The organism is Serratia liquefaciens ATCC 27592 (genome assembly GCF_000422085.1).
GTDB lineage: Bacteria > Pseudomonadota > Gammaproteobacteria > Enterobacterales > Enterobacteriaceae > Serratia > Serratia liquefaciens.
This window is the reverse complement of record NC_021741.1, coordinates 3,641,746-3,664,916: the sequence shown is the minus strand read 5'-3', so window position 1 is coordinate 3,664,916 and position 23,171 is coordinate 3,641,746. Positions and strand designations below refer to the sequence as shown.

Genomic DNA, 23,171 nt, shown 5'->3' with positions numbered 1-23,171 from the left:
CTCAAAAACTCGATGATAATCACCTGGTTTTCATAGGAGGCGAATAAATCCGCTCCTGGTAACACGGGCGCGGCTTGCAGCGCCCCTACAAATTTATAAGGTAAAAAAACAGGTGATGTATGCAACTGCAAAACAAGTCTTTCATTGAACGTATCGTCCACGCCGTCGGTTTTGAGGCTATCGCAGTGATGATTTGCGCCCCGCTGGGCGCCTGGCTGCTCAACCGTTCGATGGTGCAGATCGGTGCGTTGGCGGTGATGTTATCCACCGTCGCCATGGTTTGGAACATGGTTTATAACACGGTATTTGACCGCCTGTGGCCGGTGAGCCGTGTGGCACGTAACCTTAAAGTGCGGGTGTTTCACGCGCTGGGCTTTGAGGCCGGTTTTGTGCTGATCGGCGTGCCGATTGCCGCCTGGATGCTGAGCATTTCTTTCGTTCAGGCCTTTATGCTGGAGATCGGTTTCTTCCTGTTCTTCCTGCCGTACACCATGCTCTATAACTGGGTGTACGACACGCTGCGTCAGCGCTGGTTCGAGGCGCGCCAGCCGGTGAATTCCGGTGCGAAATAAGCCGTCGTATCCGCCGTGATTCTGAGGTAATGTCGAAGAATTACGGCGATGAAAACGAGGAGCAATGATGAAAGTGCTGGGACTGCTGGGCGGTATGAGCTGGGAATCGACCATTCCTTATTACCGCACGATCAATGAACAGGTTAAGCAACGGCTGGGCGGTCTGCATTCCGCTAAAATCGTGCTCTACAGCGTCGACTTTCACGAGGTGGAACGCCTGCAGCATCAGGGCGACTGGGACGGTGCCGGGCGCTTGTTGGCTGATGCGGCGACCTCATTACGCGCCGCCGGTGCGCAGGCCATTGTCATTTGCACCAACACCATGCACAAGGTGGCGGATGCGGTCGAGCAGGCCAGCGGTTTACCGCTGATCCACATCGCTGACGCCACTGCGCTGCAGGTGCGCCAACAGGATATTCGTCGCGTTGGGCTGCTCGGTACGCGCTTTACCATGGAGCAGGAGTTCTACCGTGGGCGACTGCAGGAAAAGCACGGTATCGAGGTGGTCACTCCCGTAGCCGCCGATCGTGACATTGTGCACCGCATTATTTATGAAGAACTGTGCCTGGGTAAAATCCGCGATGCGTCGCGTGACGAGTATCGCCGCATTATCGGTGATCTGGAGCAGCAGGGGGCTCAGGGCATTATTTTCGGCTGTACCGAAATTGGCCTGCTGGTCAGCGCGCAAGATGCGTCAGTGCCGGTATTCGACACCACCGAAATCCATGCGCGCGCCGCAGCGGAATTCGCGCTGGCTTAATCTTCGCGCGGGGGAAGCTGTTTGCCCTTGCCCACCAGCATCAGCGGTTTGCCCGCCAGCACCAGCCAGGCGGGCAGCATCACGATGCACAGCACCGGCAGCAGATGCAGCTCCGGCACCACCGCAACGGCCATAAACAGGCTGAGCCAGCCGTCACGCGTGACCACCAGTACCAACCCCATAATGGCGCAGGAGACGGTAATGGCTGCCGGCACGGCCGGCACGTGCTGATGCAGCATCAGCCCCAAGGCTACGCCGACAAACACCGCCGGGAAGATGCGCCCGCCGCGAAAGCCACTGGCAGCGGCAATCACCAGCGCCGCCAGTTTAGTCAGCGTAATCAGCATCAGTTCCGTGACGGAGAAATTCTCACCGATGGCTAACTGCTTCATTTCATCCAGCCCTTTAAACAGCGTGATTTCACCGCCGATCAGCGCCAGCAGGCCGAGCACAAAGCCGCCTAACCCCAGCATCAGCACCGGATTCTTAATCGAATGAAATAGGCGATGAATGTGCGGAAAGCTCCATACGGCTACCATACCCAGCGCGATGGCGATCAGGGCGACTATCGAGCCGCTGAAAATATCTGCCAGCCGGGTCGCGGCATAGGCATCAATTTGCAGTGAGAAATTCGGGGTGAAAAATAGCTGGGTGGTGACCGCTCCCGCCGCTGCCGCCATCAGCGGTGCAAATAGCCTGTCCCACAAGGGAACGTCATTATTGCCCGCCAGGGTTTGCGAAAAGATCAGCGCCGCGGCGACCGGGGTGCCAAACAGCGCGCCGATGGTGCCGGCCGCCGCGAGAATAATCCAGTCCATACGCGGCACTTTCGGCAGCAAACGCGAACCTGCCGCCACCACCAGCGCAATATTGATGGCGGTGATCGGATTTTCTGGCCCCAAACTGACGCCGCCCGCCAGGCCAATAATCAACGCCAGCCCCAGCCCAGGCACCGCAGAAAGCGGCAACGGCATACCGATCAAAGACTCGGTCGCCGGATCCGGCCCTGCATGGCCGGGGAGAAAACGGATAATCAGCCCGACGGCGACGCCGGTGAGCGTTAACATGCCCACCAGCCACCAGGGGGAGTGAGTGTCGATATTCAACGCGGCGGGAACATTGACCCAGAGCAGCCGTTGCAGAGCCTCGGCGAACTTCATCACCAGAATGAGCACCAAACTTGAGGCAGAACCGATAATGAGAGCAGGCAGAGCGAAGGCCAACATGGCATTGGCGCGCGGGTGCAACATGCGGGGATCCCTTGTCAATGGCCCTCTGGCTGGCAGGGCGAACGGGTGATTGGGTTATAGCGCTAGCTTGCCAGACAATCGACACGCTGGCACGCAAAGAAATTTCCGGCTGGGCCAGGTCCACAGCGGAGTAATAGTGCCTACGAGTTATGACGGTTAACAGCCACCGCGCGACGTTTTTTGCCGCAATTTGTTTCAAATCGCCTTGAAGCCGCCAGGCTGAAACGTTTTTTGTGATCTGGATCGCTAATGGACGGCAGCGCGGAGGATGGTGATTGTTGTTTTTGCGGCGGGATTTTACAGTGTGGGCAGCTTTCTATTATTCATTTTGCGGAGAAGATACTGATGACCTATGCCCTCGTAGGTGATGTAGGCGGCACCAATGCCCGCCTGGCGTTGTGCACTGTGGCGACGGGTGAAATTACCCAGGCGAAAACCTATTCCGGCCTGGAGTTTGACAGTCTGGAGGCGGTGATCCGCCAATATTTGCAAGAGCATGATATTCAGGTGCAGGACGCCTGTATCGCGATTGCCTGCCCGGTCACCGAAGACTGGGTTGCCATGACCAATCACACCTGGGCGTTTTCGATTAAAGAGATGAAGGCCAACCTGGGGCTGAGCCATCTGGAAGTGATCAACGACTTCACCGCCGTGTCGATGGCGATCCCGATGCTGTCAGAAGACGACGTGTTGCAGTTCGGCGGCGGCAACGCGCAAAAAGACAAACCTATTGCGGTATACGGTGCCGGGACTGGCCTGGGGGTGGCGCATCTGGTGCACGTTAACCGCCGCTGGGTGAGCCTGCCGGGCGAGGGCGGTCACGTGGACTTTGCGCCGAACAGCGAAGAAGAGGACATCATTCTGGAGGTGTTGCGCGCCGAAGTGGGTCATGTCTCCGCCGAACGCGTCCTGTCCGGTCCGGGCCTGGTCAATCTTTACCGCGCTATCGTCAAGTCGGATAACCGGCTGCCGGAAAAGCTGGAGCCGAAGGACATTACCGAGCGCGCATTGGCCGACAGCTGCATCGATTGCCGCCGTGCCCTGTCGCTGTTTTGCGTAATTTTGGGCCGTTTCGGCGGCAATCTGGCGTTGAACCTGGGGACCTTTGGCGGCGTTTACATCGCCGGGGGTATTGTGCCGCGCTTTATGGAATTCTTTAAAGCTTCCGGTTTCCGTGCGGCGTTCGAGGATAAAGGGCGTTTCAAAGATTATGTACGTGAGATCCCGGTATTCATGATTACCCATGGCCAACCGGGTTTGCTGGGTGCCGGTGCCCACCTGCGCCAGACGCTGGGGATGCATCTGTAACCTGACGCAGCGATAAAAAAGGGGCGCAACCCAGTGGGTTGCGCCCCTTTTTGCCGTCTAAGCTATCAGGCTTTAGCCAGATGCGCCGGCTCGAATGTTTCTTCTTCCTGCGCTACCGCTTTCGGTGCCTTGATGAACAAGGTGATAATCAGGGAAGCGATGGACAGCACGCCAATCACCATAAAGGTCGCGTGGAAGCCGCCGAAGTATTTGGCGACAAATGACCCTGCCAGCGCGCCCAAACCGAAGCCTTGATAGATGATGCCGTAGTTTTTGCTGTGGTTTTTCAGGCCGAAGAAGTCACCGACAATCGCTGGGAACACGGTGATGTTGCCCCCGAAGCAGAAGGCGACTGCGCCGACGCAGATAAAGAACAGTGTGTGATTCAGGGTGAGGAAGCTCAGCGCCACAATCGCCAGCACGGTAACCAGCATGGTGAAGCTGATGACGCGCATACGGCCCACTTTGTCAGACAGCGTGCCCAGAATGATGCGGCCTGCGGTGTTAAAGATAGCGACGGCGGACACGGTGTTGGCGGCGGTCGCCAGGTCCATTCCGGCCAGTTGCACGCCCATGTCTTTGACGATACCGATCAGGTAGAGACCACTCATGCAGGCAGCGAAGAAAATCATGAACAGCAGGTAGGCTTCTTTGGTCGCCAGCATCTGGCGTACGCTGAAGTCGTTGCCCAGGTTACCCGCGCTCTGCTGTGCGGATTTGCTTGCCAGTACAGGTTCTTTCAGCAGCAGGGAGCCCAGAACAATCAGCGCCATAACAATGGCACCCCAGTAGAAGAAGGCACTGGAGACGCCCACGTCGGCAATCAGCGCGGCGTTGACGTATTTGAACAACAGGCTGCCGCTACCAAAAGCCCCCACAGAGATACCCGAGATCAAGCCTTTGTTGGCCGGGAACCATTTGATCAGGTTGGACAGGGTAGAGATATAGGCGATACCTACCGCGAAACCGACCACCACGCCGGCCAGCAGGTAAATCATGTCCAGCGAGCTGACGTAGGCGCTGGCAATCAGCCCCAGACCTACCAGGATACCGGAGAACAGCGTCAGGTTACGGATGCCGAAGCGTTCCTGTAGTTTGCCGGCAAACAGGGTGGCGAAGGCCAGGAAGAAGCTGGTGATGGAGAAGGTGGTGGCGACGTCACCGAGGCCCCAGTGGAACTTGTCGACCAGCGGCTGGTTGAACAGGCTCCAGGTATAGATAGTGCCGAGACCCATCTGGCAGATGATGGTGCCCAGAACGATTAAGCTGCGATTTACCGGTTTAGTGTTCATGGCCGGTCTCCTTCCTGTGTGTGTATTGCCGGGCGGTCAGCCGTTGGCGAGAATTTGCGGTAGCGTCTGTAGCCCCGCGGTATGGGCATATTATATGGCTGGTAGTACCACTCGGCGGCGGATCGGGAATGAGTTGCACAAGGGAAGGAATGAAATGCATCTGGCAGCGCATGAGTTGCCGTTTTAGGGGGTAAAAGGGGATGAAATGCAGCTGATGCCACGTGATCTACATCAAGAATATCAGCGATTTATTGTAAATCATCGGTGCAAGATTGTGGGTAAATTGTGAAGGATGTGTGCGAAAGGCGTAAATGGGCACTGTTCCTATAGAGCGGCGGCGGGCACAGGCCTATGTTAGCGGTGAACGGACGGGTTCCGCTTTGCAGGAGTCGTTAAGATGAAAAAAACAGTGTTGTTACTGGCCGCACTGCTGTCGCTGCCGTTGGTGAGCCATGCGGACGTGTCCATCGGTGTGAATGTGCCGGGGCTTTCGTTGCATATCGGCGATCGCGATAATCGCGGTCACTATTGGGACGGCGGTCGCTGGCGCGATCCACGTTGGTGGGCTGAACATCGTGGCTATGAACGTCCGCGTGGCTATTACTATGGCCCACCACCGCGGGTGATCTATTACGGTCCGCCACGGCGCGAATGGCGCGATCGCCCGCATTACCGCATGCCGCCTCCGCCACCGCCAGGTTATTACTACGGGCCGGGGCCACGCTGGTAACCGCTGGCGATTACAGGCGCATCAGCTTGCGAAACTCTTTGACCTTGCTGCGGCTGACCGGCACTTCAAAATCGAGGTCGCTCAGCCGCAGAATATAGGTGTTATTGAACCAAGGGACGATCTCGCGAATTTTTGACAGGTTGACGCAGTAGGAACGGTGGCAGCGGAAGAAATGCTCCTCGGGCAGGCGGCCGTAAAATTCGGTGATGTTCATCGGCATCACAAACTCTTCGCGCCGGGTGTAAACCCGCGTCACTTTCTCATCGGCGGCGGCATAGTAAATGTCGTTGATGTCGGTAACGATAATCCGCTCGTCTTTGATCAGGTTAATGCTGTGGCTGCTGCGGTTCGGTGCGCTGGCCTGTTCCGGCAGGTTGGCCGGGCGGTTATGCAGCGCCTCCAGCTTTTGCAGCATGGTGACGATGCGTGCCTCGTGATAGGGCTTGAGGATGTAGTCAAACGCTTCGATTTCGAACGCTTCCACCGCATGTTCTTTATAGGCGGTGATAAACACTATGGAAGGCCGGTGCGCAAATTTGCTGATGTTTTGCGCCAGCAGTACGCCGTCCAATGACGGAATATTGATGTCGAGGAAAATGGCGTCTACCTGATGGTTTTGCAGGTATTTCAGCACGTCCAGCCCGTCATCGAAGGTGGCTTCGATGACGATATTGCTGTGTTTCTTGATCAGATAACTGAGCTCCTCCTGAGCGAGAAACTCGTCTTCGACAATGATGGCTTTCATGATGGCTCTCCGGCTGGCAGCGCGCTGTTATCCACCGGCAGTTTGCCGCCGTTTTTGCTGATGTAAAAGGCAATCTCGGTGCCGGGCTCCAGACGACGAATTCGCAACCCTTCGCCGTACAGCAGGGAGACGCGATGATGCACGTTCAGCAGGCCGATATTGTGCCCAGGCATCTCATTGCGGGCGACGCGTTCGATGACCTGCGGGTCGATACCGTGACCGGTATCTTTGACCGAAATCCTGACCCGATCGCCCTGATCTTTCACCGCAATCACCACTACCCCTTTGCCCTTGCACGGTTGAATGCCGTGCACAATGGCGTTCTCGACCAGCGGCTGGATCAGCAGGCTGGGAATACGCACCGAGATGTCGTCATCGATATCATAGATCACCGTCAGCTTGGCGCCGAAACGCGCCTGTTCGATGGCGATGTAATCTTGAATTTGATGCAGTTCCTTGCGGATGTCGATCAACTCGTCGTTCAGCTCCAAATTATAACGCAGGTAGCGCGACAGGTTGATAATCAGCTGACGAGCGGTGTCCGGATTGATGCGGATCGAGGACGAAATGGCGTTCAGGGCGTTGAACAGGAAATGAGGATTAATCTTGCTCTGCAGGGCGCGCATTTCAGCCTTGTCCGCCATTTGACGCAGATGCTCAATACGCGAGACCTCCATTTGGGTGGAGATGATCTGCGACAGACCGACCGCCATCACCTTCAGCGTATTGGTGATCTGGTGGGCGTGGCAGTAGTAAATTTTCAGCGCGCCGGTCACTTCTCCCTTTTCCCACAGCGGGATCACCAACTGCGAGTGGATCTGCGGCGTGGCCGGGTTTTCCAGGTTATTTTTGATGATGATCTTGCCGTGCCGGATGCTTTCGCGGGTGACGCGACTCAGCCCTTCACGCCCAATGGGGTATGCCTCTTCGCCCACGCCGACGTAGGCCAGCACCTGGTGGGTATCCGTGATGGCCACCGCATCGGCCTGAATGTCATGACGAATGATGTCGCAAATGGTGGCCAGCGTTTCGCTGTTGATATTACGGAAATAGGGCAGCGTTTTGCGGGCAATATCCAGCGCCAGCTTGGCTTGCCGCGCGGCAATCACTTCTTTTTCGTCTTCCACGCTCTGCACCAGCAGCACGATCAGGCCGATGCACACCGTGCCGAGGATCATCGGCAGGGCGATTTTGGAGACAATATCCAGCCCCAGCTCGGTCGGCTTGGCCCACAGCACGATCAACAGCATGGTCAGGCATTCGCACAGCATGCCGCCGACGATCCCGGCGCGCCAACGCTGCTCTTTCTTTACCTTCAGGTTGATATAGCCGGCGCTGATACCGGCAATGATGCTGGTGATCAGACAGGGAACCGAGGTGATACCGTCGATATCAATCAGGTAGCGGTGCACCCCGGCGATAATCCCCGTGACTATCCCTACCCAGGGGCCGAACAGGATGCCGCCGGCCATGATGGCGATCACCCGCACGTTGACCAGCGAGCCTTCCACGTTGACGCCTGAATAGGTGCTGAACAGCGCAAACAGCGAGAAAATGGCGGTGACCATGCCCAGTTCAAGCGGCGTATGGTCCTCTTTTTGCAGCAACTGGCGGAACAACCGGGTGCGGGTGAGGAAAAACAGGCAGATCAGCATCAGCGCTGCGCGATCGAATACCGCTAACAGCATTTCAAAAAAAGGGTGCACGACGGGCTCTCGCTGCGGCGGAAAGATAGGGCGGAGTATATCACAGCGGATTGGCCCCGTGGCGGCCGGCGGCGCACCACGGGGACGCGGTTATTTGATGCCTAACTGTTCTTTGCCGAGTGGGGTCAGCAGGTCGACCGTGGCGCGCCCGTCGAAATCCACCTCGAAATCATCGGGGGCGAAGTCCGGCGGTGTTTTGCCGCTCATAAAACTGGGCAGTTGGCGTTGCAGGTAAGCGTCGTTCTTCTCGCAGCCCGGTGCGGCGGCGATATACATCACGTTACTGTCGAACTCGCCGTTATGTTCGTTTTCCACCGCATGGATCACGTCGCAGTGCCAGAACACCGTGTCGCCCGGTTCCAAATCGGGAATAGGGGAAATCCCACTTAATAAAAGGGGATGCCATTTTTCGGAGATCGACAGCGCTCGGCCTGGTGCGGCATCGCACAGATCGTCATCCGCGACGTCATCCTGCAGCGCACGCAGCAACACGTAGGCCATGGCGTTGGCAATCGGCACCAGGTTCAGCGTGCCGGCCTGGGTGCGCTGCGGCGTTAATGCTGTCCAGCCCTGGAAGGTGCGGAACATCGAACACACCGCTGGTGACGCGATTTCACGTACTTCGGTGCGACCATCGGCGGCAAAGGGATCGTAAGCCTGCCAGTTGCCTGAGAACACGTGACGATAGACGTAACGGAAATTCTCATCCAGCCAGCGTTCGATGGTGCCGCTGTCGACGTGCGGCGACAGGCCGAGCGAAGAGGAGTTTGGCGGACGGCGGCGGGTGCGATCGGCATAGGTGGTAACGCGCGTCGGGTCAAAGTGCTGTTTGCCGTTACTCTCGGTTTCCCACAGGCTGTTGAGGAACACCTGCACAGCGTGCATGCGCGCGTCCTGACGTGCTTCCACCTGCGGTTTTGACCAGTAAATACCGTAGATTTGCGGTTTGCTGGCGGCCAGTTTACCGAAGTAGTTATCTTCGGCAGCGCCTTTCAGGCGTTCAACGAAGTTGTTGCGCTCAAGGTAGTTGCCAACTTCCCGGTTCCAGGCTTCGGCTTTATCGCGAGGAAACACGCCGCGGATGGCGCAGGCACCACGCTGTTTGATCAAGGCTTTTTGCTGCTCGCTGACGCGTTGCTGCAGAATATCTTCGGCATCGATTTGCGGCACCGGGTTCTGACCGGCGGCCAGTTCCTGGCGAATTTGTTCAACCTGCTGGCGGATGTTGTCTTCCAGCGCCAGAAAGGTTTCGCGGTAATTTGGCAAAGCCTGTCGCAATTGCCGTTTAACGGCAGTAATGGCGCTGGGAATATCGTCAATCAGTAAGGAAGCCATGGTGTTCTCCTCGCGCTGCCGCTGGGCAACGACGGACGGTTGTAGGGGACCGGGTAAGGCGTTATGGTTTTGTTGTTTTGACGTTAATGATTATCTGAATTTAATAGAGGAAAATAAAGGGATATCTTTCATTCGTAACTTCCTCATTTTCGTTTTTCGGAGATTTTAGATGAAACTGGTCACTGAACGTTTGACCCTGCAGTCGATAACGGCCAACGATTGGCCGCTGTTTCTGCGCTTGTATCAGGATCCCGAGGTGATTCGTTATATCGCCGATCCGCTCAGTGAAGAAGAAATTCGCACGCGCTTTGAAGCCAGACTCCCTGTCTGGGACAAATATGGGGAGCAGTGGTTGTGCCTGGTAATGCGAGAAAAGGCCAGTGGAGAAGTGGTAGGGATGACCGGTTTTCGTCCGCAGTGGTTACCTTACCAACAGGCGGAAGTGGGCTATGGCAGTTTGCCGTCCGGGCAGGGCAAGGGCTACGGCAAGGAGTCGTTGCGGGCGGTACTGGATTTCGGTTTTAACGCCTGCGATTTTCATAAGCTGACGGCCACCGTGACCGAAGGTAATATCGCCTCGCGCCGACTGCTGGAGTCATGCGGTTTCTTGCTCGAGGGGACGTTGCGCGATAACTACCGGCTGGCGGGGCAATGGCGCGATGACTGGCAGTTCGGGCTGTTGGCGAGCGAGTTCAGGGCCGGTAAATAAAAATATTGCGCGAGGTATCGACAAGCCTGCCGGGGCTGAGATATGTTCAATATCCGGTCAATCGACAGATTGGCCAGCGTCGCTCGGATGGTCCGGGCGCTAACGTCACTTTGAGGTCCCTATGGCTGATAATAGTCCGCAACGCCGTTTCACGCGTATTGAACGTCTTCCCCCTTACGTATTCAACATCACCGCCGAACTCAAGATGGCTGCACGCCGTCGCGGCGAGGATATTATCGATTTCAGCATGGGCAACCCCGACGGGCCGACGCCGCCGCACATTGTGGAAAAACTCTGCACCGTTGCGCAGCGTGACGACACCCACGGCTATTCCACCTCGCGCGGTATCCCGCGTTTGCGCCGTGCGATTTCACGCTGGTATGCCGACCGCTACCAGGTGGAGATCGATCCCGAAACTGAAGCCATTGTCACCATTGGTTCGAAAGAAGGCCTGGCGCACCTGATGCTGGCGACGCTCGATCATGGCGATACCGTGCTGGTGCCGAACCCGAGTTACCCGATCCATATTTACGGTGCGGTAATCGCCGGCGCGCAGGTGCGTTCTGTGCCGCTGGTGGACGGCGTGGATTTCTTTGGTGAGCTGGAGCGCGCCATTCGTGAAACCATTCCGCGTCCGAAAATGATGATCCTCGGCTTCCCGTCGAACCCTACCGCCCAGTGCGTTGAGCTGGACTTCTTCGAACGCGTGGTGGCGCTGGCCAAGCAATACGACGTGCTGGTGATCCACGATCTGGCTTACGCCGACATCGTTTATGACGGCTGGAAAGCGCCGTCGATCATGCAGGTGCCGGGTGCCAAAGATATCGCGGTAGAATTTTTCACCCTGTCGAAAAGCTACAACATGGCGGGTTGGCGCATCGGCTTTATGGTCGGCAACCCGGAGCTGGTCAACGCACTGTCACGCATCAAGAGCTATCACGACTACGGGACGTTCACCCCGCTGCAGGTCGCCGCGATTGCTGCCCTGGAAGGCGACCAGCAATGCGTACTGGATATTGCAGAACAGTATCGCCAGCGCCGTAACGTGCTGGTCAAAGGGCTGCATGAGGCGGGCTGGATGGTGGAAAATCCGAAAGCTTCGATGTACGTTTGGGCCAAAATCCCCGAGCCTTATGCGCATCTCGGTTCGCTGGAGTTTGCCAAACGCCTGTTGGCGGAGGCCAAGGTTTGCGTATCGCCAGGCATCGGCTTTGGCGATTATGGCGACACCCACGTGCGTTTTGCATTGATTGAAAATCAGGATCGTATCCGCCAGGCGGTTCGCGGTATCAAAGCGATGTTCCGCGCTGACGGGCTGATCAAGCCGGCCAAGAGCAGCACCCCGGCCGCGACCAAGTAATGCCTTCAGGCCGGTGCATTCGCGCCGGCTTTTTTCTTCCCGCTAAGGTTTTCTTCATTATTTACCCACTATGATCCAATAAGATTTTCTTTATTTATTTGGAAGCCTGTATGGGTAATCGTTACGCAAAATCGCAAATTGTTTTGCACTGGCTGACGCTGCTGATGGTGATCCTCACCTACGCGGCGATGCTGCTGAAGAACTCGGTACCGGATGATCTGGCGTCGCTGGTAAAAAATCTGCATTTTAACTTTGGCCTGGCGGTCTTTTTGCTGATGTTCATCCGGCTGGGATTACGTCGGCGTTATGCTACGCCGGCAACCACACCGCCGCTGGAAGAGTGGCAGGAATGGGGCGCAAAAATCTTTCATGCGTTGCTCTATCTGCTGTTTCTAACGTTGCCGGTGTTGGGCGTACTGACGCTGGCTTACGGGGGAAAGGAGTGGGTTTTGCTGGGCTGGCAGGTCCCGCAGTTTGTTACGCCAGATCCGTGGTTGCGCCGGATAATCAAAAGTACGCATGAGACCCTGGCCAATACCGGTTACTTTATTATTGGCGCGCATGCCTTGGCGGCGCTGTACCACCACTATCTGCGTAAGGACGATACCTTGCGCCGCATGATGCCGGGGAAATAGCCGGGGAGCAGAAACAACAAAGGGGCGCTGGTGCGCCCCTTTATCTAAATTCCCGGTCATGCCTTGGTTATGCAACCATCAGCATAAAGGTGCCAATCCATGTCACCAACATGAATGAAACGCCCATAACAAAATATTTCACTGAACAACTCCCGTTTGGAGTCCCTCGCAAGCCAATGATCCCGATTGTTGTGCTGAGTATTTTGTGGGTAGTCCAGGGCAAATAGGCGGATCCTTCAAAAGGAAGAACAACGTCCTCGGCCACGGATTACCCGGTCGTCGCGCTTCATAGTCCTTGAGGTAAAACATGAACCACGACAGGATCGGCGCTAATGTACTCCCATTGCCAGCCTGATTACAATACTGTGTTTTTGATCACATTTTTTGGCGATTTCTTAACCAGCGCTGACTGTTTTTAAACGATTTTTATTTACCTTTTTTATCAGGCAAAAGAGGATTAGCCCGCTGACGCGGGCCTTATAATTATGCTTGCTGTGATGTTATGAAAAGGGATCAGGCGACGGCGTTGGCGCCGGTCAGCAGGATGACCCAGAAGACAAGGCACGACAGCAGAATAACGGTCCAGATATTGCGGCGACTCCACTCCATTTTTAGCCTTCACTTTTTGCTTTTGGTGATTCGGTAACGAACACATCGGCGAAAAGTGAAGAATATTTAGCCCCCGACAAAAATATTTTTCTTAACCCCGGCGCACTTCTGCTACCGAGGTCTGGACTTCATAGCCCAACAGGTAAAGCGCCTGTTCCAGCGCTTCCACCTTTGAGGCATAGGCCACATCCAGCAGGCGATCCATCTGGCCGGCGTTAAAGCCCAGTTTGCGCGCCAGATCGGCTTTGGAGGTGGCACCGGCCAGCATAATGTTATGCAGTTCGAGTTTTAGCTTGACCAACACCGGCAGGTGGATAGCCAATTCATCCGGCAGAGCAGGGGAAGGGGCAGGCACCGTACGGCCTTCTTCCATTTCCATGGCGATGGCAAGCAGCAGGCTTTCCTGCGCTTCCAGCTCGATATCTTCACGTTTATAGCAGGCGGCCTGCTGTTCAGGAAAATCGCGAAAGTGAATCTGCCAGGCGTCGCTTTCGTTATCGAAGGCGTAATGGGCGGGGTAGTGGCAAGACATGGCATTTCCTGTTTGGGCCGGGAGAGATGTGGCATTGTGACCGCTTGCCCCGCAGATAGCCAGCGGCGACGCGCCTAACCGGCCTTACGTGCCAGGAACCCTGAGGGCAGCAGCAGTGCGCACAGCAGCCCTAACAGGCTTATCAGGATCAGCCAGCGTTCGACAGGGCCGGGATGGTAGTTATTCACCACGCTAAGTCCATACAGTATCAGGGCCAGCGGCCAACCGAGCGTGCCGATGTCGTTGAACCGAAAGGCGGTTCGGGCGACAAACCACAGGGTTAACCCTATCCAGCCCAGCGACCACAGCATTATGCACAGCAGGTAGACGAACACCGCAAAAAACTCGCCGATGTCGCTGTGTGCGTAGACACGAAACCGATTTTCATCCAGATAGGGCGACAGATAGGACAACAAGATCAGGCCAGCGGCGAAAATAAGCATGGAGAAAAGGTAGGCGCGGCGGGGAATACATTTTTTAAAGGTGTTTTTAGCGATCTGTCCGAGAGAATCCAAAATTACACTCCGTTGTATCAGTCATTGCCGACGGGAAGAGCCGCTAAAAAAGCAGCGTAGGGAGGCTTTGCGTCGAGTAAAAATGAGAGTTTATCTCATTTAATTAAGGTTTAGGTTTTTGTCTGTATCGCGGACCTACCCTAAGTGGTGCTTTGTTTCTGTGCTTTGCGTCACATTTCGAAAATACTTCGACTTGTTGCTCTGTGATGAGCGACATAATCCAGTTTGTTCGCACCCGACAATGGATTAACATAACCCACACTTATCACTGGCCTGGTTTATATGGATATCCGATGCGTCATTTAGTTGTTCTTCTCCCTCTGCTTACCTTACTCACTGCCTGTAGCAGCGGGCCGAAGTCGACCCCGGCCGTGCCTCAGGACAACGCCGTAAAAGGAGGATTCCTGTTGACGCCGGCGCATTCCGGTCAGCCGTTGGGCGGCGATTTCGCCAATAACCCGAACACCGCCCGCTTTATCGATAAAATGGTGCGGGAGCACGGTTTCGATCGCCAGCAACTGCATGACGTATTGGCGCAGGCCCGTCGGCTGGATTCCGTGCTGCGGCTGATGGATCGTCAGGCGCCGACGCCAAGCACCCAGGGACCGACCGGGCCAAACGGCTCCTGGTTGCGTTATCGTAATAAATTCATCACCCCGGACAACGTGCAAAACGGCGTGCAGTTCTGGAATCAGTACCAGGACGCGTTGCAGCGTGCCTATCAGGTTTACGGCGTGCCGCCGGAGATCATTGTCGGCATTATCGGCGTTGAAACCCGTTGGGGCCGCGTGATGGGTAAAACCCGCATTATCGATGCGCTGGCGACGCTGGCCTTCGATTATCCGCGTCGCGCCGACTACTTTGCCGGCGAGCTGGAAACCTTCTTGCTGATGTCGCGCACCGAAGGGGATGACCCGCTGGAGCTGCGAGGTTCATTCGCCGGGGCAATGGGTTACGGTCAGTTTATGCCGTCTTCATTCAAGAGCTATGCGGTTGACTTCAACGGTGACGGCCACATCAACCTGTGGGATCCGGTGGATGCCATCGGCAGCGTTGCCAACTACTTTAAAGCACACGGTTGGGCCAAGGGTGAACCCGTGGCAGTACAGGCAAATGGCCAGGCGCCAGGGTTGGAAAATGGGTTTAAAACCCGCTATTCCGTCGCCAGTCTGGCGGAGGCCGGGTTGAGCCCGCAGGAATCGCTGGGCGACAATCAGGAAGCCAGCCTGCTGCGTCTGGATGTTGGCACCGGTTATCAGTATTGGTACGGTCTGCCAAACTTCTACACCATCACTCGCTACAACCACAGCACCCATTATGCGATGGCGGTTTGGCAGTTGGGTGAAGCGGTGGGCCGGTCGGCACGCGGCGGATTCTGATGCCGGATCAGCAATGAAAAAGGCCGCATAAGCGGCCTTTTTTAATATCGTTGACAATCAGAAATCGTAGCGCAAACGCACCAGAGTCATGTCGCCGAGGTTATCGGTGCTGGACGTCAGTACGTGTTCCACGTCCACACGGAAACCGTAATCAAACTGTACCGTCACGCCAAGACCGTTATCGATACGCTGATAGTTGCGGCCGGTTACGTACTCAAGACGGTCACCCATAAAGTACGGCATCACGGATTTCACCGCATATTGGCCTACCGGCACAGTATACCCCGCCAGATATTCAATCCCCCAGGCATCGCCGGCGAAGTAGTCGTTAACGTTGGCTTTTTTGGTGGTCAGGAAGTTGTTGTACCAACCGCCGCCGAAGGTCAGGGTCCAGTTGTCCGGCTTCCAGCTGATCGCCGTACCGACAATATTCTGATCGTAATTTTTCGAGCCGCTGGTGGAAGGATTGCGCATCTCGGCGCGGGTATAGTTCCACGCGGTACCCCAGGTCAGATCCGGTGTCAGATGGTAGTCCACGCCCAGTGAGCCGCCGCCCTGGCGTTTATAGCGCAGGCCGTTGCCCGGCAGGTATTCGCCATCGCTGAACAGGTAAGAGGCATAAACATCCGCATCGCCGAAGCTGTTTTTGTACTTCAGCATCTTGCGAGAACGGTAGGAACCGTCGTAGTCGCCGTTGATGCCGTTGCCTGGCGCCTGAGCCAACATGTCATAGTCCCAGATATCGGTTTTGGCACCGACCACGTCATAGTAAATGCTGTTTTGCTGGCCGAAGGTCAGTTGTCCCCAGGTTTTGCTTTTCAGGCCGGTGTAGAGCATACGGCGACTGGTGTCATTGGCGCCGTCGGCGTAGTGGTTATCCCAGTTGAACAGCGCAGGAATATTGACACCCAGCTCGTAATAGCTGATCCAGCTAATATCGTCGAACAGGTAGTAATCGGCGGCAAAACGGAAGCGGGTGCCGCCGTCGAAACCGTTACGTTTGTAAGAGCCCTTATCGCCATCGCCGGTCATATTGTTGAACTGCGGGCGGATGCTGCCGCCAACGGTAAAGTTAAGACGGCTCAACGGATCGCCGGCCTGCGGGTCCTGCTTCAACAATGTGATCTCAGCCTGGGCAGCGAAAGAAGCACTGCCAACGACCAGTCCCAGAGCAATAGCCTGAGTTAATGTGCGCAATTTGTATGTCATTTTTTATCCCTGTGTATAGATTGCCAACCTCTCCGAAACCCTCTGGCATCAGTGAGTTGCCCAGGCTGTTTTCTGAGCGTTTTCATTGTTTTTTGGCGTGAGTAAAGCGGAACGCATATGTAACACAATGTGCGTCACAATGAGTTACTTTTCTTGCTAATTATTTGGTTTGTTTTTAACCGGCTCGATGCTGGGGAGAGGCAAGGGAGCGAAAAATGCTCAGCTGGAGGGCGTGGGGGAGGTCAATCTTCGGATGAATTCATCTAACACAAAGCTCTATATTTATCACTTGTCAGAGAATGGCATATACCGTGTAATTTCATCGTAACGAAATATATTTAAATGGATTTTACGCCTTGTTATTTAACACGGGTTATTTACAAGTCAGATGAAATTGATAAGGGTTGTGGAGGTTATTATGAAAGGATGTTTCATACTGTTAATCGGGCTTTTTTCAATGCCGTTAATGGCGGCTGAATCGCATGTTTGTCAGTCAAAATCTTATGATTATGCCAGTGTCGGGGAGATGCGGCTGAGTGATGATACCTTGTTTAACTGTCGCGACATTGGCCGCATGACTATTCCGGATCTCGCTAAACGAGGTTGGAAGGTCATTCATGTGGCACAACAAACTGAATATACCGGGGATACTGACAGCGACAGTGAAGTGATTAAAATGTACCAGGAAATATTGGTCTTTAAAGAATAATTTTTTCGGCTTCCCTCGATTTTATTGTATATCACCTGATTATTCGTGGTGAGGGAGGCGTGCATTTATAACTCAGCGGTTTGCGGGAGGCTAGATGAGTGCCAGAAATAATATAGACGGCAAAGCTGGCGCCGCCATGGTGATGATATGCGCCATATGGGGGCTGCAGCAGGTGGCGATCAAGGCAGCCGAGCCGGATATTTCCGCCGTGCTGCAAATTGCCATCAGATCAGGGATTGCCGCTTTGGCGGTCTATCTCTTGGCGCGTTTTAAAGGCGAGAAGTTTTTATTCGATCCCCGCACGCTGTTAGCCGGTTTCGGCGTTGGGCTTTCGTTCGCGCTGGAGTTCTTTTTCGTTTCTGAAGGCTTGCGCTATACCAGCGCCTCGCACATGGCGGTCTTTCTGTACACGGCCCCCCTTTTTTCTGCCATCGGACTGCATTTTTTCATCAGGCACGAGCGTTTGTCGGCTGTACAGTGGGCCGGTATTGCCATCGCTTTCGGCGGTGTGGTGCTTGCGATTTCCGCTATGGGCGAGAGCTCTGGGGGCGTGAATCAGCTGCGTGGGGATATTTATGGCTTATTAGCGGGGTTATCCTGGGGCGGTTCTACTATCCTTATTCGAACAACCGGTTTGGCGAATTGCTCGTCAAAACAGACGCTGCTGTTCCAACTGACGGGCGCCTGCATTGTGCTATCCCTGTTGGCGATGACGATGCAGAACGTACATTTCACGCTGAGTTCCGTGGCCTGGAGCAGTTTGGTATTTCAAACGGTTATCGTCTCATTTATCAGTTATTTAATTTGGTTCTCCCTGCTGTGTCATTACCAGGCTTCTTCGCTGGGTATCCTGACGTTTATGACGCCTATTTTTGGCATTTTGGCCGGCGTGGTGATCTTGGGAGAACCGCTGCAGATCGAGTTCGTCTTGGGTTCAGTGCTGATCGTTTTGGGGCTTATTGTCGTGAGCTGCTCATATTTGTTTTATTTTACCAGAAGGATTGCACCAAAAATATAAACTATGGACGTTGATATTCATACCTATCAGATAAACTGTGAAAGCCAATTCATTATTACTGTACAAGTGTCAAAATATGCCTGGGGTTATCCTTTGATCACCTTAAGCGATAATGGTGATTTCTTTGTAGTGAAAAATACGAAGCGGGGGAAATTATCAAACCAAACTCCGGTTGAAATAATAAACTTTGCTAATAACTATGCTGTGGTGTGGGATAACAGCCGCAAGCATATTTATTATTCAAAGGCCGGACGATTGTACAGCTGTGCGCTTGAGTTTTCGTATACTCCGAAAAAATGGTGATCATTTCGATCTTTTCGCCTTTGGCCCCTCAGACCAGAGGGGTTATTTTCATCATCCATTCTTTGAATGCGATAATCTTAGGCCACTGACGCCCAGAGAGCGTCGACATAAAATAGCTGTGTTCGCAGGGCAAGATCATGTCGGTAAACGGGATAATCAGTTCGCCGCTTTTGATCCAGTCCTGCACCAGATTGAGTCGCCCCATCGCCACGCCAAGATGCTGAGTTGCCGCCAACACCGCCAGGTCAGAGCGGTCGAACTCCATGCTTTTGGCGTCGGTATCCAGGCCCAAATCAAAATGCTGTGACCAGATCTGCCACTCGTCTTCACCGGAGTTGTATCTGTCATGCAATAGAGTGCAGTCTGCCAGGTTCCCAGGCGCATTATAAAGGTTATGCGTTTTGGCGTATTTCTCCGTGCAGATTGGAACCATGGACTCCCGCATAAAGATTTCGTCCAGCTGTTTATCCGATGGTGGACGGCCAAAATACATGGCTAAATCCACGCCCCGATTGGCCAAATTGATATTTTCCTGCCCGGTGAGAATGTTTAAATGAATGGTCGGATGCAGAGCAATAAAATCGCCGATGCGGGGTATCAGCAAACACTGGACCAGAGACGGGTGAGAATAAATGGTCAGGCTGCCCGTCAGCTCGCGGTTTTTGATATCCAGGATTTCCTGTGTCAGGGCATCGAAGGAATGATTTAACGCCCATTGCATTCTCTCGCCATCCGGCGTTAGCGTAATTCTGCGGTGGAATCGTTGGAATAAAAGAAACCCCAGCTCTTTTTCCAGCAGGTTAATTCTGTGGCTTACGGCGCTGGGAGTAATAGACAGTTCTTCCGCCGCCAGTGAAAAAGATAAATGACGGGCGACGCATTCAAAAGTATGCAGACGAGAAAATTGATAGCTGGTCAGCGGATTTGCTCGTCGTGAATATTTTTTGTTGGGAAACATGCTATTACTCCATTCGTATCATTTGCCAATATTAACATTTTAACGAAGGGAACTAAAATACGATTTTAAGTTTTTTAATGCTGTAGGTGTGACCGTTTAATTTGTCAGTTTTAAGCGTGATGAAAATATTTTTTAGCCTGCGGACACTAATCATTGATTTGCAGTAAGTGATCTTTTCGTGGTGCGGCAGGAATACGGGTTTTTGATGTTAGGGCAAGAGGGAGAGTCCGTTGCCCTAAAGTTCTGATTACCACATCAAATCATCAGGGACGACAAAATCGGCGTAAGGATCTTCTTCGTCTTTGGCTTCCTGGCTGAGTTCAGCGCTCAGTACAATATAGCTTGCGTCGCGCTGTGCAATTTTATTAGCCACGACCGCAGGGATAATAGCATATTCACCCTCAGGGTTATTATCACTAACCAGCCGTGCAATGGCGAGACGCCCATTAATTAACTGAGATTGAGTCAGTTTATCCACGCGTACATTTTTAATTAAATTGTTGTCCGTGAAGTTATAACTAATGTCACCATTTGAAATGACGATCCTGTTCATTTCAATCAGCTGCTTTACCTGAGCTTTATATTCTTTAGATAAAGCGGCCTGCTTTTGCTGTTCACTCAGCTGTTTATCGCGCTCTATTTGCGCCTTTTTGTTGATTTCAACGGCTTCTCTTGCCTCGCGAGCCTGAACGCGTGATTTTTTCGTGGTTCTTTGTACTTTCTCCAGCTTTTTACTGCTTACTAATCCCGCTTTGAGCATCTGCTCTTGTAATGTCAGCTTTGTCATGTTCGTTTCTAAAATCGATCAAATAGTATCTGTGATTATACCTTTAATATTCGACGTTGTGCCAGATTGTGGGCGAGAGGATGCATCATTCTGATAAAACTGAAATTCCAGCATACAGATAGCGTTCTGCGCCGGCATGCTCAGTGAGGGGACATGCTCGCTTGCGGTGGGGGCAATTGTCCAAAACATCGTTTCATGTCATTACCTGAAGCATTAATGTGTGTAAAATCAGAGTTAACCCTATATCGTTGAGAGCTCTGCTATGGCTGGCGTAAACAAGACTCATCTGACTGAAACGGACATCATCACTAAATTCATTCTGCCTGCGGTCAAAGATGCCGGCTGGGATGTGATGTCGCAGATCCGTCAGGAGGTGAAACTTCGTGATGGCAAGATTGTTGTGCGCGGCAAGTTGGCCTCTCGAATCAAAGTCAAATCTGCCGATATCGTGTTGTACCACAAGCCAAATTTACCGTTGGCGGTGATAGAAGCCAAAGCCAATCAGCATGCTATCAGTAAAGGGATGCAGCAAGGGTTGGACTATGCCGGCCTGCTTGATGTTCCCTTTGTGTTTGCCTCCAACGGCGATGGTTTTATTTTCCACGACAAAACCAATCCACAGCAGCTCGAATCAGAAATAACCCTTAGCGATTTCCCTACTCCAGAACAGCTCTGGCAAAAATACTGTGTCTGGAAAGGCTATACTCAGGCGCAGTTGCCGGTGATCAGTCAGGATTATTACGATGATGGCAGTGGGAAGTCTCCGCGTTATTACCAGATGCAGGCGATTAACCGAACGGTAGATGCCGTGTCGGCAGGTAAGAACCGCATTCTGCTAGTCATGGCCACCGGAACCGGGAAAACCTATACCGCCTTTCAAATAATCTGGCGGTTGTGGAAAGCGAAAAATAAAAAACGCATTCTCTTCCTCGCGGACCGCAACATTCTGGTTGATCAGACCAAAAATAATGACTTCCAGCCTTTTGGTGCCGCGATGACTAAAGTCACCGGACGTAACCTTGATCCGGCCTATGAGGTGCACCTTGCGCTGTATCAGGCGATAACCGGCCCAGAGGAATATCAGAAAGCCTATAAACAGGTTGCTCCGAATTTCTTCGACCTGATCGTGATTGACGAGTGCCACCGTGGCAGCGCATCTGAGGATTCCGCCTGGCGCGAGATCCTGGAATATTTCGGCAGTGCCACCCAAGTAGGCTTGACGGCCACCCCGAAAGAGACCGAAGAGGTTTCCAATATCGACTACTTCGGTGAGCCGGTTTACACCTATTCGCTAAAAGAAGGCATTGAAGACGGGTTCCTCGCCCCGTACAAAGTGGTGCGTGTGGATATTGATGTCGACCTGCAAGGCTGGCGGCCGATTAAAGGCCAACTGGATAAATACGGCGAAGAGATTGAAGACCGCATTTATAACCTGAAAGATTTTGACCGCACGCTGGTGATTGATGAACGTACCATGCTGGTGGCGCAGACCATCACCGATTACCTGAAGCGCACCAACCCGATGGATAAAACCATCGTCTTCTGCAATGACATCGATCACGCCGACCGAATGCGCCATGCGCTGGTGGTACTGAACCCTGAGCAGGTGCTGAAGAACGAAAAGTACGTGATGAAAATTACCGGAGATGACGATCTCGGTAAGGCTCAGTTGGATAACTTTATTAATCCCAAAAAAGCCTACCCGGTGATCGCCACGACCTCCGAACTGATGACCACCGGCGTTGATGCCCAGACCTGCAAGCTGGTGGTGCTGGATCAAAATATTCAGTCGATGACCAAGTTCAAACAGATCATCGGGCGCGGCACGCGCATCAACGAAAAGCACGGCAAGCTGTGGTTCACCATCCTCGACTTCAAAAAAGCCACCGAGCTGTTTGCGGATGAGCGCTTTGATGGCGTGCCGGAGAAGGTGCTGGTGGTGAAGCCTGACGATATTTCCGATGAAAATTCTGATTTTAATGAACGGCTGGATGCGGAAAATAGCACCGATGACGGTGATGATATCGCCAATGAAGCGCGGGAAGATGCGGCTGAATACCACGTTAACCGCGATAAGAACACGGGAAACGGTGAGTTCCACGAAGGTGACGAAAACAAAGTCCGCAAATTTTATGTGAATGGTGTTTCCGTCAGCGTGCTGGCGAAACGCGTTCAGTATTACGATGCTGACGGCAAACTGGTCACGGAGTCCTTCCAGGATTACACCCGTAAAACCATGCTTAAAGACGGTGAGTACGCTTCACTGGATAGCTTTGTGCGCAAATGGCAGGCAGCGCCTCGCAAACAGGCGGTTATCGAAGAGCTGGAACAATTGGGGATCCTGTGGGACTTGTTGGCGGAAGAGGTGGGTAAAGATCTCGACCCGTTTGATTTGCTCTGCCATGTGGTGTACGGTCAGCCGCCGTTAACGCGTCAGGAGCGCGCCGCCAATGTGCGAAAGCGTAATTACTTCACAAAATATGCCGAGCCGGCGCAGCAGGTGCTCAGCACGCTGTTGGATAAATACGCCGACGAAGGCGTGCGGGAAATCGAAGACGTTCAGGTGCTGAAGCTGAAACCGTTCGATACGTTGGGCCGCCCGATTGAGATCATCAAAACCCGCTTTGGTGACAAGCAGGCTTACGAGAAAGCCGTCAACGAGCTGGAGAACGAGATCTACCAGTTACCGCCGCGCTCTGCCTGAAAACCTATAACATTTTGCCACTGGCTGCCTCTGCTGCCGGTGGCAT

General features: G+C 53.7%; 23 protein-coding genes. 12 read left to right on the top strand and 11 right to left on the bottom strand.

Annotated elements, in window-relative coordinates:
• Positions 1 to 119 precede the first annotated feature (119 nt).
• Positions 120 to 572, top strand: coding sequence for a multidrug/biocide efflux PACE transporter (locus tag M495_RS17195; protein ID WP_020827953.1), 453 nt, complete (start codon positions 120 to 122; stop codon positions 570 to 572).
• 67 nt (positions 573 to 639) lie between these two features.
• Positions 640 to 1,332 (top strand): aspartate/glutamate racemase family protein, encoded by a 693-nt coding sequence (locus tag M495_RS17190; protein WP_020827952.1) that lies wholly within the window; start codon positions 640 to 642, stop codon positions 1,330 to 1,332.
• Here M495_RS17190 and M495_RS17185 read toward each other — a convergent pair.
• A complete protein-coding gene (locus M495_RS17185; protein WP_020827951.1) occupies positions 1,329 to 2,582 on the bottom strand; it encodes an ion channel protein in 1,254 nt (417 codons plus the stop codon). The two genes, M495_RS17190 and M495_RS17185, sit on opposite strands and share 4 nt — an antisense overlap.
• Before the next feature lie 342 nt (positions 2,583 to 2,924).
• Between M495_RS17185 and glk the strand changes: the two genes are divergently transcribed.
• Complete coding sequence (gene glk / locus M495_RS17180) at positions 2,925 to 3,890, top strand: glucokinase (RefSeq protein ID WP_122080658.1); 966 nt, start codon at positions 2,925 to 2,927, stop codon at positions 3,888 to 3,890.
• Positions 3,891 to 3,955: 65 nt separating this feature from the next.
• On the opposite strand, the gene M495_RS17175 is transcribed toward glk, so the two are convergent.
• Positions 3,956 to 5,182: an L-lactate MFS transporter gene (locus tag M495_RS17175; protein WP_020827949.1), complete on the bottom strand. Its 1,227-nt coding sequence runs from the start codon at positions 5,180 to 5,182 to the stop codon at positions 3,956 to 3,958.
• Between the two features lie 397 nt (positions 5,183 to 5,579).
• Between M495_RS17175 and M495_RS17170 the strand changes: the two genes are divergently transcribed.
• A complete protein-coding gene (locus tag M495_RS17170) occupies positions 5,580 to 5,912 on the top strand; it encodes a DUF2502 domain-containing protein (RefSeq protein ID WP_020827948.1) in 333 nt (110 codons plus the stop codon).
• 10 nt (positions 5,913 to 5,922) lie between these two features.
• Here the strand turns inward: M495_RS17170 and M495_RS17165 are convergent, their stop codons facing one another.
• The 3 genes from M495_RS17165 to M495_RS17155 form a co-directional block, all read right to left on the bottom strand.
• Positions 5,923 to 6,657 (bottom strand): LytR/AlgR family response regulator transcription factor, encoded by a 735-nt coding sequence (locus tag M495_RS17165; protein WP_020827947.1) that lies wholly within the window; start codon positions 6,655 to 6,657, stop codon positions 5,923 to 5,925.
• Positions 6,654 to 8,345 (bottom strand): sensor histidine kinase, encoded by a 1,692-nt coding sequence (locus tag M495_RS17160; protein WP_041415550.1) that lies wholly within the window; start codon positions 8,343 to 8,345, stop codon positions 6,654 to 6,656. Before M495_RS17160 ends, M495_RS17165 begins: the two co-directional genes overlap by 4 nt.
• A gap of 108 nt (positions 8,346 to 8,453) precedes the next feature.
• Positions 8,454 to 9,698 (bottom strand): DUF1479 domain-containing protein, encoded by a 1,245-nt coding sequence (locus M495_RS17155; RefSeq protein WP_020827945.1) that lies wholly within the window; start codon positions 9,696 to 9,698, stop codon positions 8,454 to 8,456.
• A gap of 169 nt (positions 9,699 to 9,867) precedes the next feature.
• Here M495_RS17155 and M495_RS17150 point away from each other — a divergent pair, with 169 nt between their 5' ends.
• From M495_RS17150 to M495_RS17140, 3 genes are all read left to right on the top strand, one after another.
• Positions 9,868 to 10,407: a GNAT family N-acetyltransferase gene (locus tag M495_RS17150; RefSeq protein ID WP_020827944.1), complete on the top strand. Its 540-nt coding sequence runs from the start codon at positions 9,868 to 9,870 to the stop codon at positions 10,405 to 10,407.
• 121 nt (positions 10,408 to 10,528) lie between these two features.
• Positions 10,529 to 11,767 carry an alanine transaminase gene (alaC, locus tag M495_RS17145; protein ID WP_020827943.1) on the top strand — a complete coding sequence of 413 codons (1,239 nt, stop codon included), beginning with the start codon at positions 10,529 to 10,531 and terminating at the stop codon, positions 11,765 to 11,767.
• Positions 11,768 to 11,877: 110 nt separating this feature from the next.
• Positions 11,878 to 12,402 carry a cytochrome b gene (locus tag M495_RS17140; protein WP_020827942.1) on the top strand — a complete coding sequence of 175 codons (525 nt, stop codon included), beginning with the start codon at positions 11,878 to 11,880 and terminating at the stop codon, positions 12,400 to 12,402.
• A 67-nt stretch (positions 12,403 to 12,469) separates the two neighbouring features.
• On the opposite strand, the gene ypdK is transcribed toward M495_RS17140, so the two are convergent.
• The 3 genes from ypdK to M495_RS17130 form a co-directional block, all read right to left on the bottom strand.
• On the bottom strand, positions 12,470 to 12,544 hold the full coding sequence (gene ypdK, locus M495_RS25600) for a membrane protein YpdK (RefSeq protein ID WP_104410986.1): 75 nt from the start codon (positions 12,542 to 12,544) through the stop codon (positions 12,470 to 12,472).
• 558 nt (positions 12,545 to 13,102) lie between these two features.
• Positions 13,103 to 13,543 (bottom strand): type II toxin-antitoxin system HicB family antitoxin, encoded by a 441-nt coding sequence (locus M495_RS17135; RefSeq protein ID WP_020827940.1) that lies wholly within the window; start codon positions 13,541 to 13,543, stop codon positions 13,103 to 13,105.
• A gap of 74 nt (positions 13,544 to 13,617) precedes the next feature.
• The gene (locus M495_RS17130; RefSeq protein WP_020827939.1) at positions 13,618 to 14,058 is read right to left on the bottom strand and encodes a hypothetical protein; all 441 of its coding nucleotides are present in this window, start codon (positions 14,056 to 14,058) and stop codon (positions 13,618 to 13,620) included.
• A 293-nt stretch (positions 14,059 to 14,351) separates the two neighbouring features.
• On the opposite strand from M495_RS17130, the gene mltB reads away from it, so the two are divergent.
• Complete coding sequence (gene mltB, locus M495_RS17125; RefSeq protein ID WP_041414798.1) at positions 14,352 to 15,437, top strand: lytic murein transglycosylase B; 1,086 nt, start codon at positions 14,352 to 14,354, stop codon at positions 15,435 to 15,437.
• Positions 15,438 to 15,494: 57 nt separating this feature from the next.
• Here the strand turns inward: mltB and M495_RS17120 are convergent, their stop codons facing one another.
• Positions 15,495 to 16,646, bottom strand: coding sequence for a porin (locus tag M495_RS17120; RefSeq protein WP_020827937.1), 1,152 nt, complete (start codon positions 16,644 to 16,646; stop codon positions 15,495 to 15,497).
• 418 nt (positions 16,647 to 17,064) lie between these two features.
• Between M495_RS17120 and M495_RS17115 the strand changes: the two genes are divergently transcribed.
• From M495_RS17115 to M495_RS17105, 3 genes are all read left to right on the top strand, one after another.
• Positions 17,065 to 17,355 carry a hypothetical protein gene (locus M495_RS17115; protein ID WP_020827936.1) on the top strand — a complete coding sequence of 97 codons (291 nt, stop codon included), beginning with the start codon at positions 17,065 to 17,067 and terminating at the stop codon, positions 17,353 to 17,355.
• Between the two features lie 94 nt (positions 17,356 to 17,449).
• Entirely contained in the window at positions 17,450 to 18,373 is a 924-nt protein-coding gene (locus tag M495_RS17110) for a DMT family transporter (RefSeq protein WP_020827935.1), read from the top strand.
• A gap of 3 nt (positions 18,374 to 18,376) precedes the next feature.
• Positions 18,377 to 18,676: a hypothetical protein gene (locus M495_RS17105; RefSeq protein WP_020827934.1), complete on the top strand. Its 300-nt coding sequence runs from the start codon at positions 18,377 to 18,379 to the stop codon at positions 18,674 to 18,676.
• A gap of 28 nt (positions 18,677 to 18,704) precedes the next feature.
• Here the strand turns inward: M495_RS17105 and dsdC are convergent, their stop codons facing one another.
• Together dsdC and M495_RS17095 are read right to left on the bottom strand one after the other, a co-directional pair.
• Positions 18,705 to 19,634: a DNA-binding transcriptional regulator DsdC gene (gene dsdC / locus M495_RS17100; protein WP_020827933.1), complete on the bottom strand. Its 930-nt coding sequence runs from the start codon at positions 19,632 to 19,634 to the stop codon at positions 18,705 to 18,707.
• A gap of 247 nt (positions 19,635 to 19,881) precedes the next feature.
• The gene (locus M495_RS17095) at positions 19,882 to 20,421 is read right to left on the bottom strand and encodes a DUF2058 domain-containing protein (protein WP_020827932.1); all 540 of its coding nucleotides are present in this window, start codon (positions 20,419 to 20,421) and stop codon (positions 19,882 to 19,884) included.
• Positions 20,422 to 20,683: 262 nt separating this feature from the next.
• Here M495_RS17095 and hsdR point away from each other — a divergent pair, with 262 nt between their 5' ends.
• On the top strand, positions 20,684 to 23,125 hold the full coding sequence (gene hsdR / locus M495_RS17090; RefSeq protein WP_020827931.1) for an EcoAI/FtnUII family type I restriction enzme subunit R: 2,442 nt from the start codon (positions 20,684 to 20,686) through the stop codon (positions 23,123 to 23,125).
• Positions 23,126 to 23,171: the final 46 nt, after the last annotated feature.

Coding starts and splice junctions, on each gene's coding strand:
- M495_RS17120 (WP_020827937.1), bottom strand. CDS start 16,646: ATGACATACAAATTGCGCACATTAACTCAGGCTATTGCTCTGGGACTG.
- M495_RS17165 (WP_020827947.1), bottom strand. CDS start 6,657: ATGAAAGCCATCATTGTCGAAGACGAGTTTCTCGCTCAGGAGGAGCTC.
- M495_RS17170 (WP_020827948.1), top strand. CDS start 5,580: ATGAAAAAAACAGTGTTGTTACTGGCCGCACTGCTGTCGCTGCCGTTG.
- M495_RS17150 (WP_020827944.1), top strand. CDS start 9,868: ATGAAACTGGTCACTGAACGTTTGACCCTGCAGTCGATAACGGCCAAC.
- M495_RS17135 (WP_020827940.1), bottom strand. CDS start 13,543: ATGTCTTGCCACTACCCCGCCCATTACGCCTTCGATAACGAAAGCGAC.
- M495_RS17160 (WP_041415550.1), bottom strand. CDS start 8,345: ATGCTGTTAGCGGTATTCGATCGCGCAGCGCTGATGCTGATCTGCCTG.
- hsdR (WP_020827931.1), top strand. CDS start 20,684: ATGGCTGGCGTAAACAAGACTCATCTGACTGAAACGGACATCATCACT.
- alaC (WP_020827943.1), top strand. CDS start 10,529: ATGGCTGATAATAGTCCGCAACGCCGTTTCACGCGTATTGAACGTCTT.
- M495_RS17175 (WP_020827949.1), bottom strand. CDS start 5,182: ATGAACACTAAACCGGTAAATCGCAGCTTAATCGTTCTGGGCACCATC.
- M495_RS17115 (WP_020827936.1), top strand. CDS start 17,065: ATGAAAGGATGTTTCATACTGTTAATCGGGCTTTTTTCAATGCCGTTA.
- M495_RS17140 (WP_020827942.1), top strand. CDS start 11,878: ATGGGTAATCGTTACGCAAAATCGCAAATTGTTTTGCACTGGCTGACG.
- M495_RS17190 (WP_020827952.1), top strand. CDS start 640: ATGAAAGTGCTGGGACTGCTGGGCGGTATGAGCTGGGAATCGACCATT.
- M495_RS17105 (WP_020827934.1), top strand. CDS start 18,377: ATGGACGTTGATATTCATACCTATCAGATAAACTGTGAAAGCCAATTC.
- dsdC (WP_020827933.1), bottom strand. CDS start 19,634: ATGTTTCCCAACAAAAAATATTCACGACGAGCAAATCCGCTGACCAGC.
- M495_RS17155 (WP_020827945.1), bottom strand. CDS start 9,698: ATGGCTTCCTTACTGATTGACGATATTCCCAGCGCCATTACTGCCGTT.
- M495_RS17110 (WP_020827935.1), top strand. CDS start 17,450: ATGAGTGCCAGAAATAATATAGACGGCAAAGCTGGCGCCGCCATGGTG.
- M495_RS17195 (WP_020827953.1), top strand. CDS start 120: ATGCAACTGCAAAACAAGTCTTTCATTGAACGTATCGTCCACGCCGTC.
- M495_RS17185 (WP_020827951.1), bottom strand. CDS start 2,582: ATGTTGCACCCGCGCGCCAATGCCATGTTGGCCTTCGCTCTGCCTGCT.
- M495_RS17095 (WP_020827932.1), bottom strand. CDS start 20,421: ATGACAAAGCTGACATTACAAGAGCAGATGCTCAAAGCGGGATTAGTA.
- mltB (WP_041414798.1), top strand. CDS start 14,352: ATGCGTCATTTAGTTGTTCTTCTCCCTCTGCTTACCTTACTCACTGCC.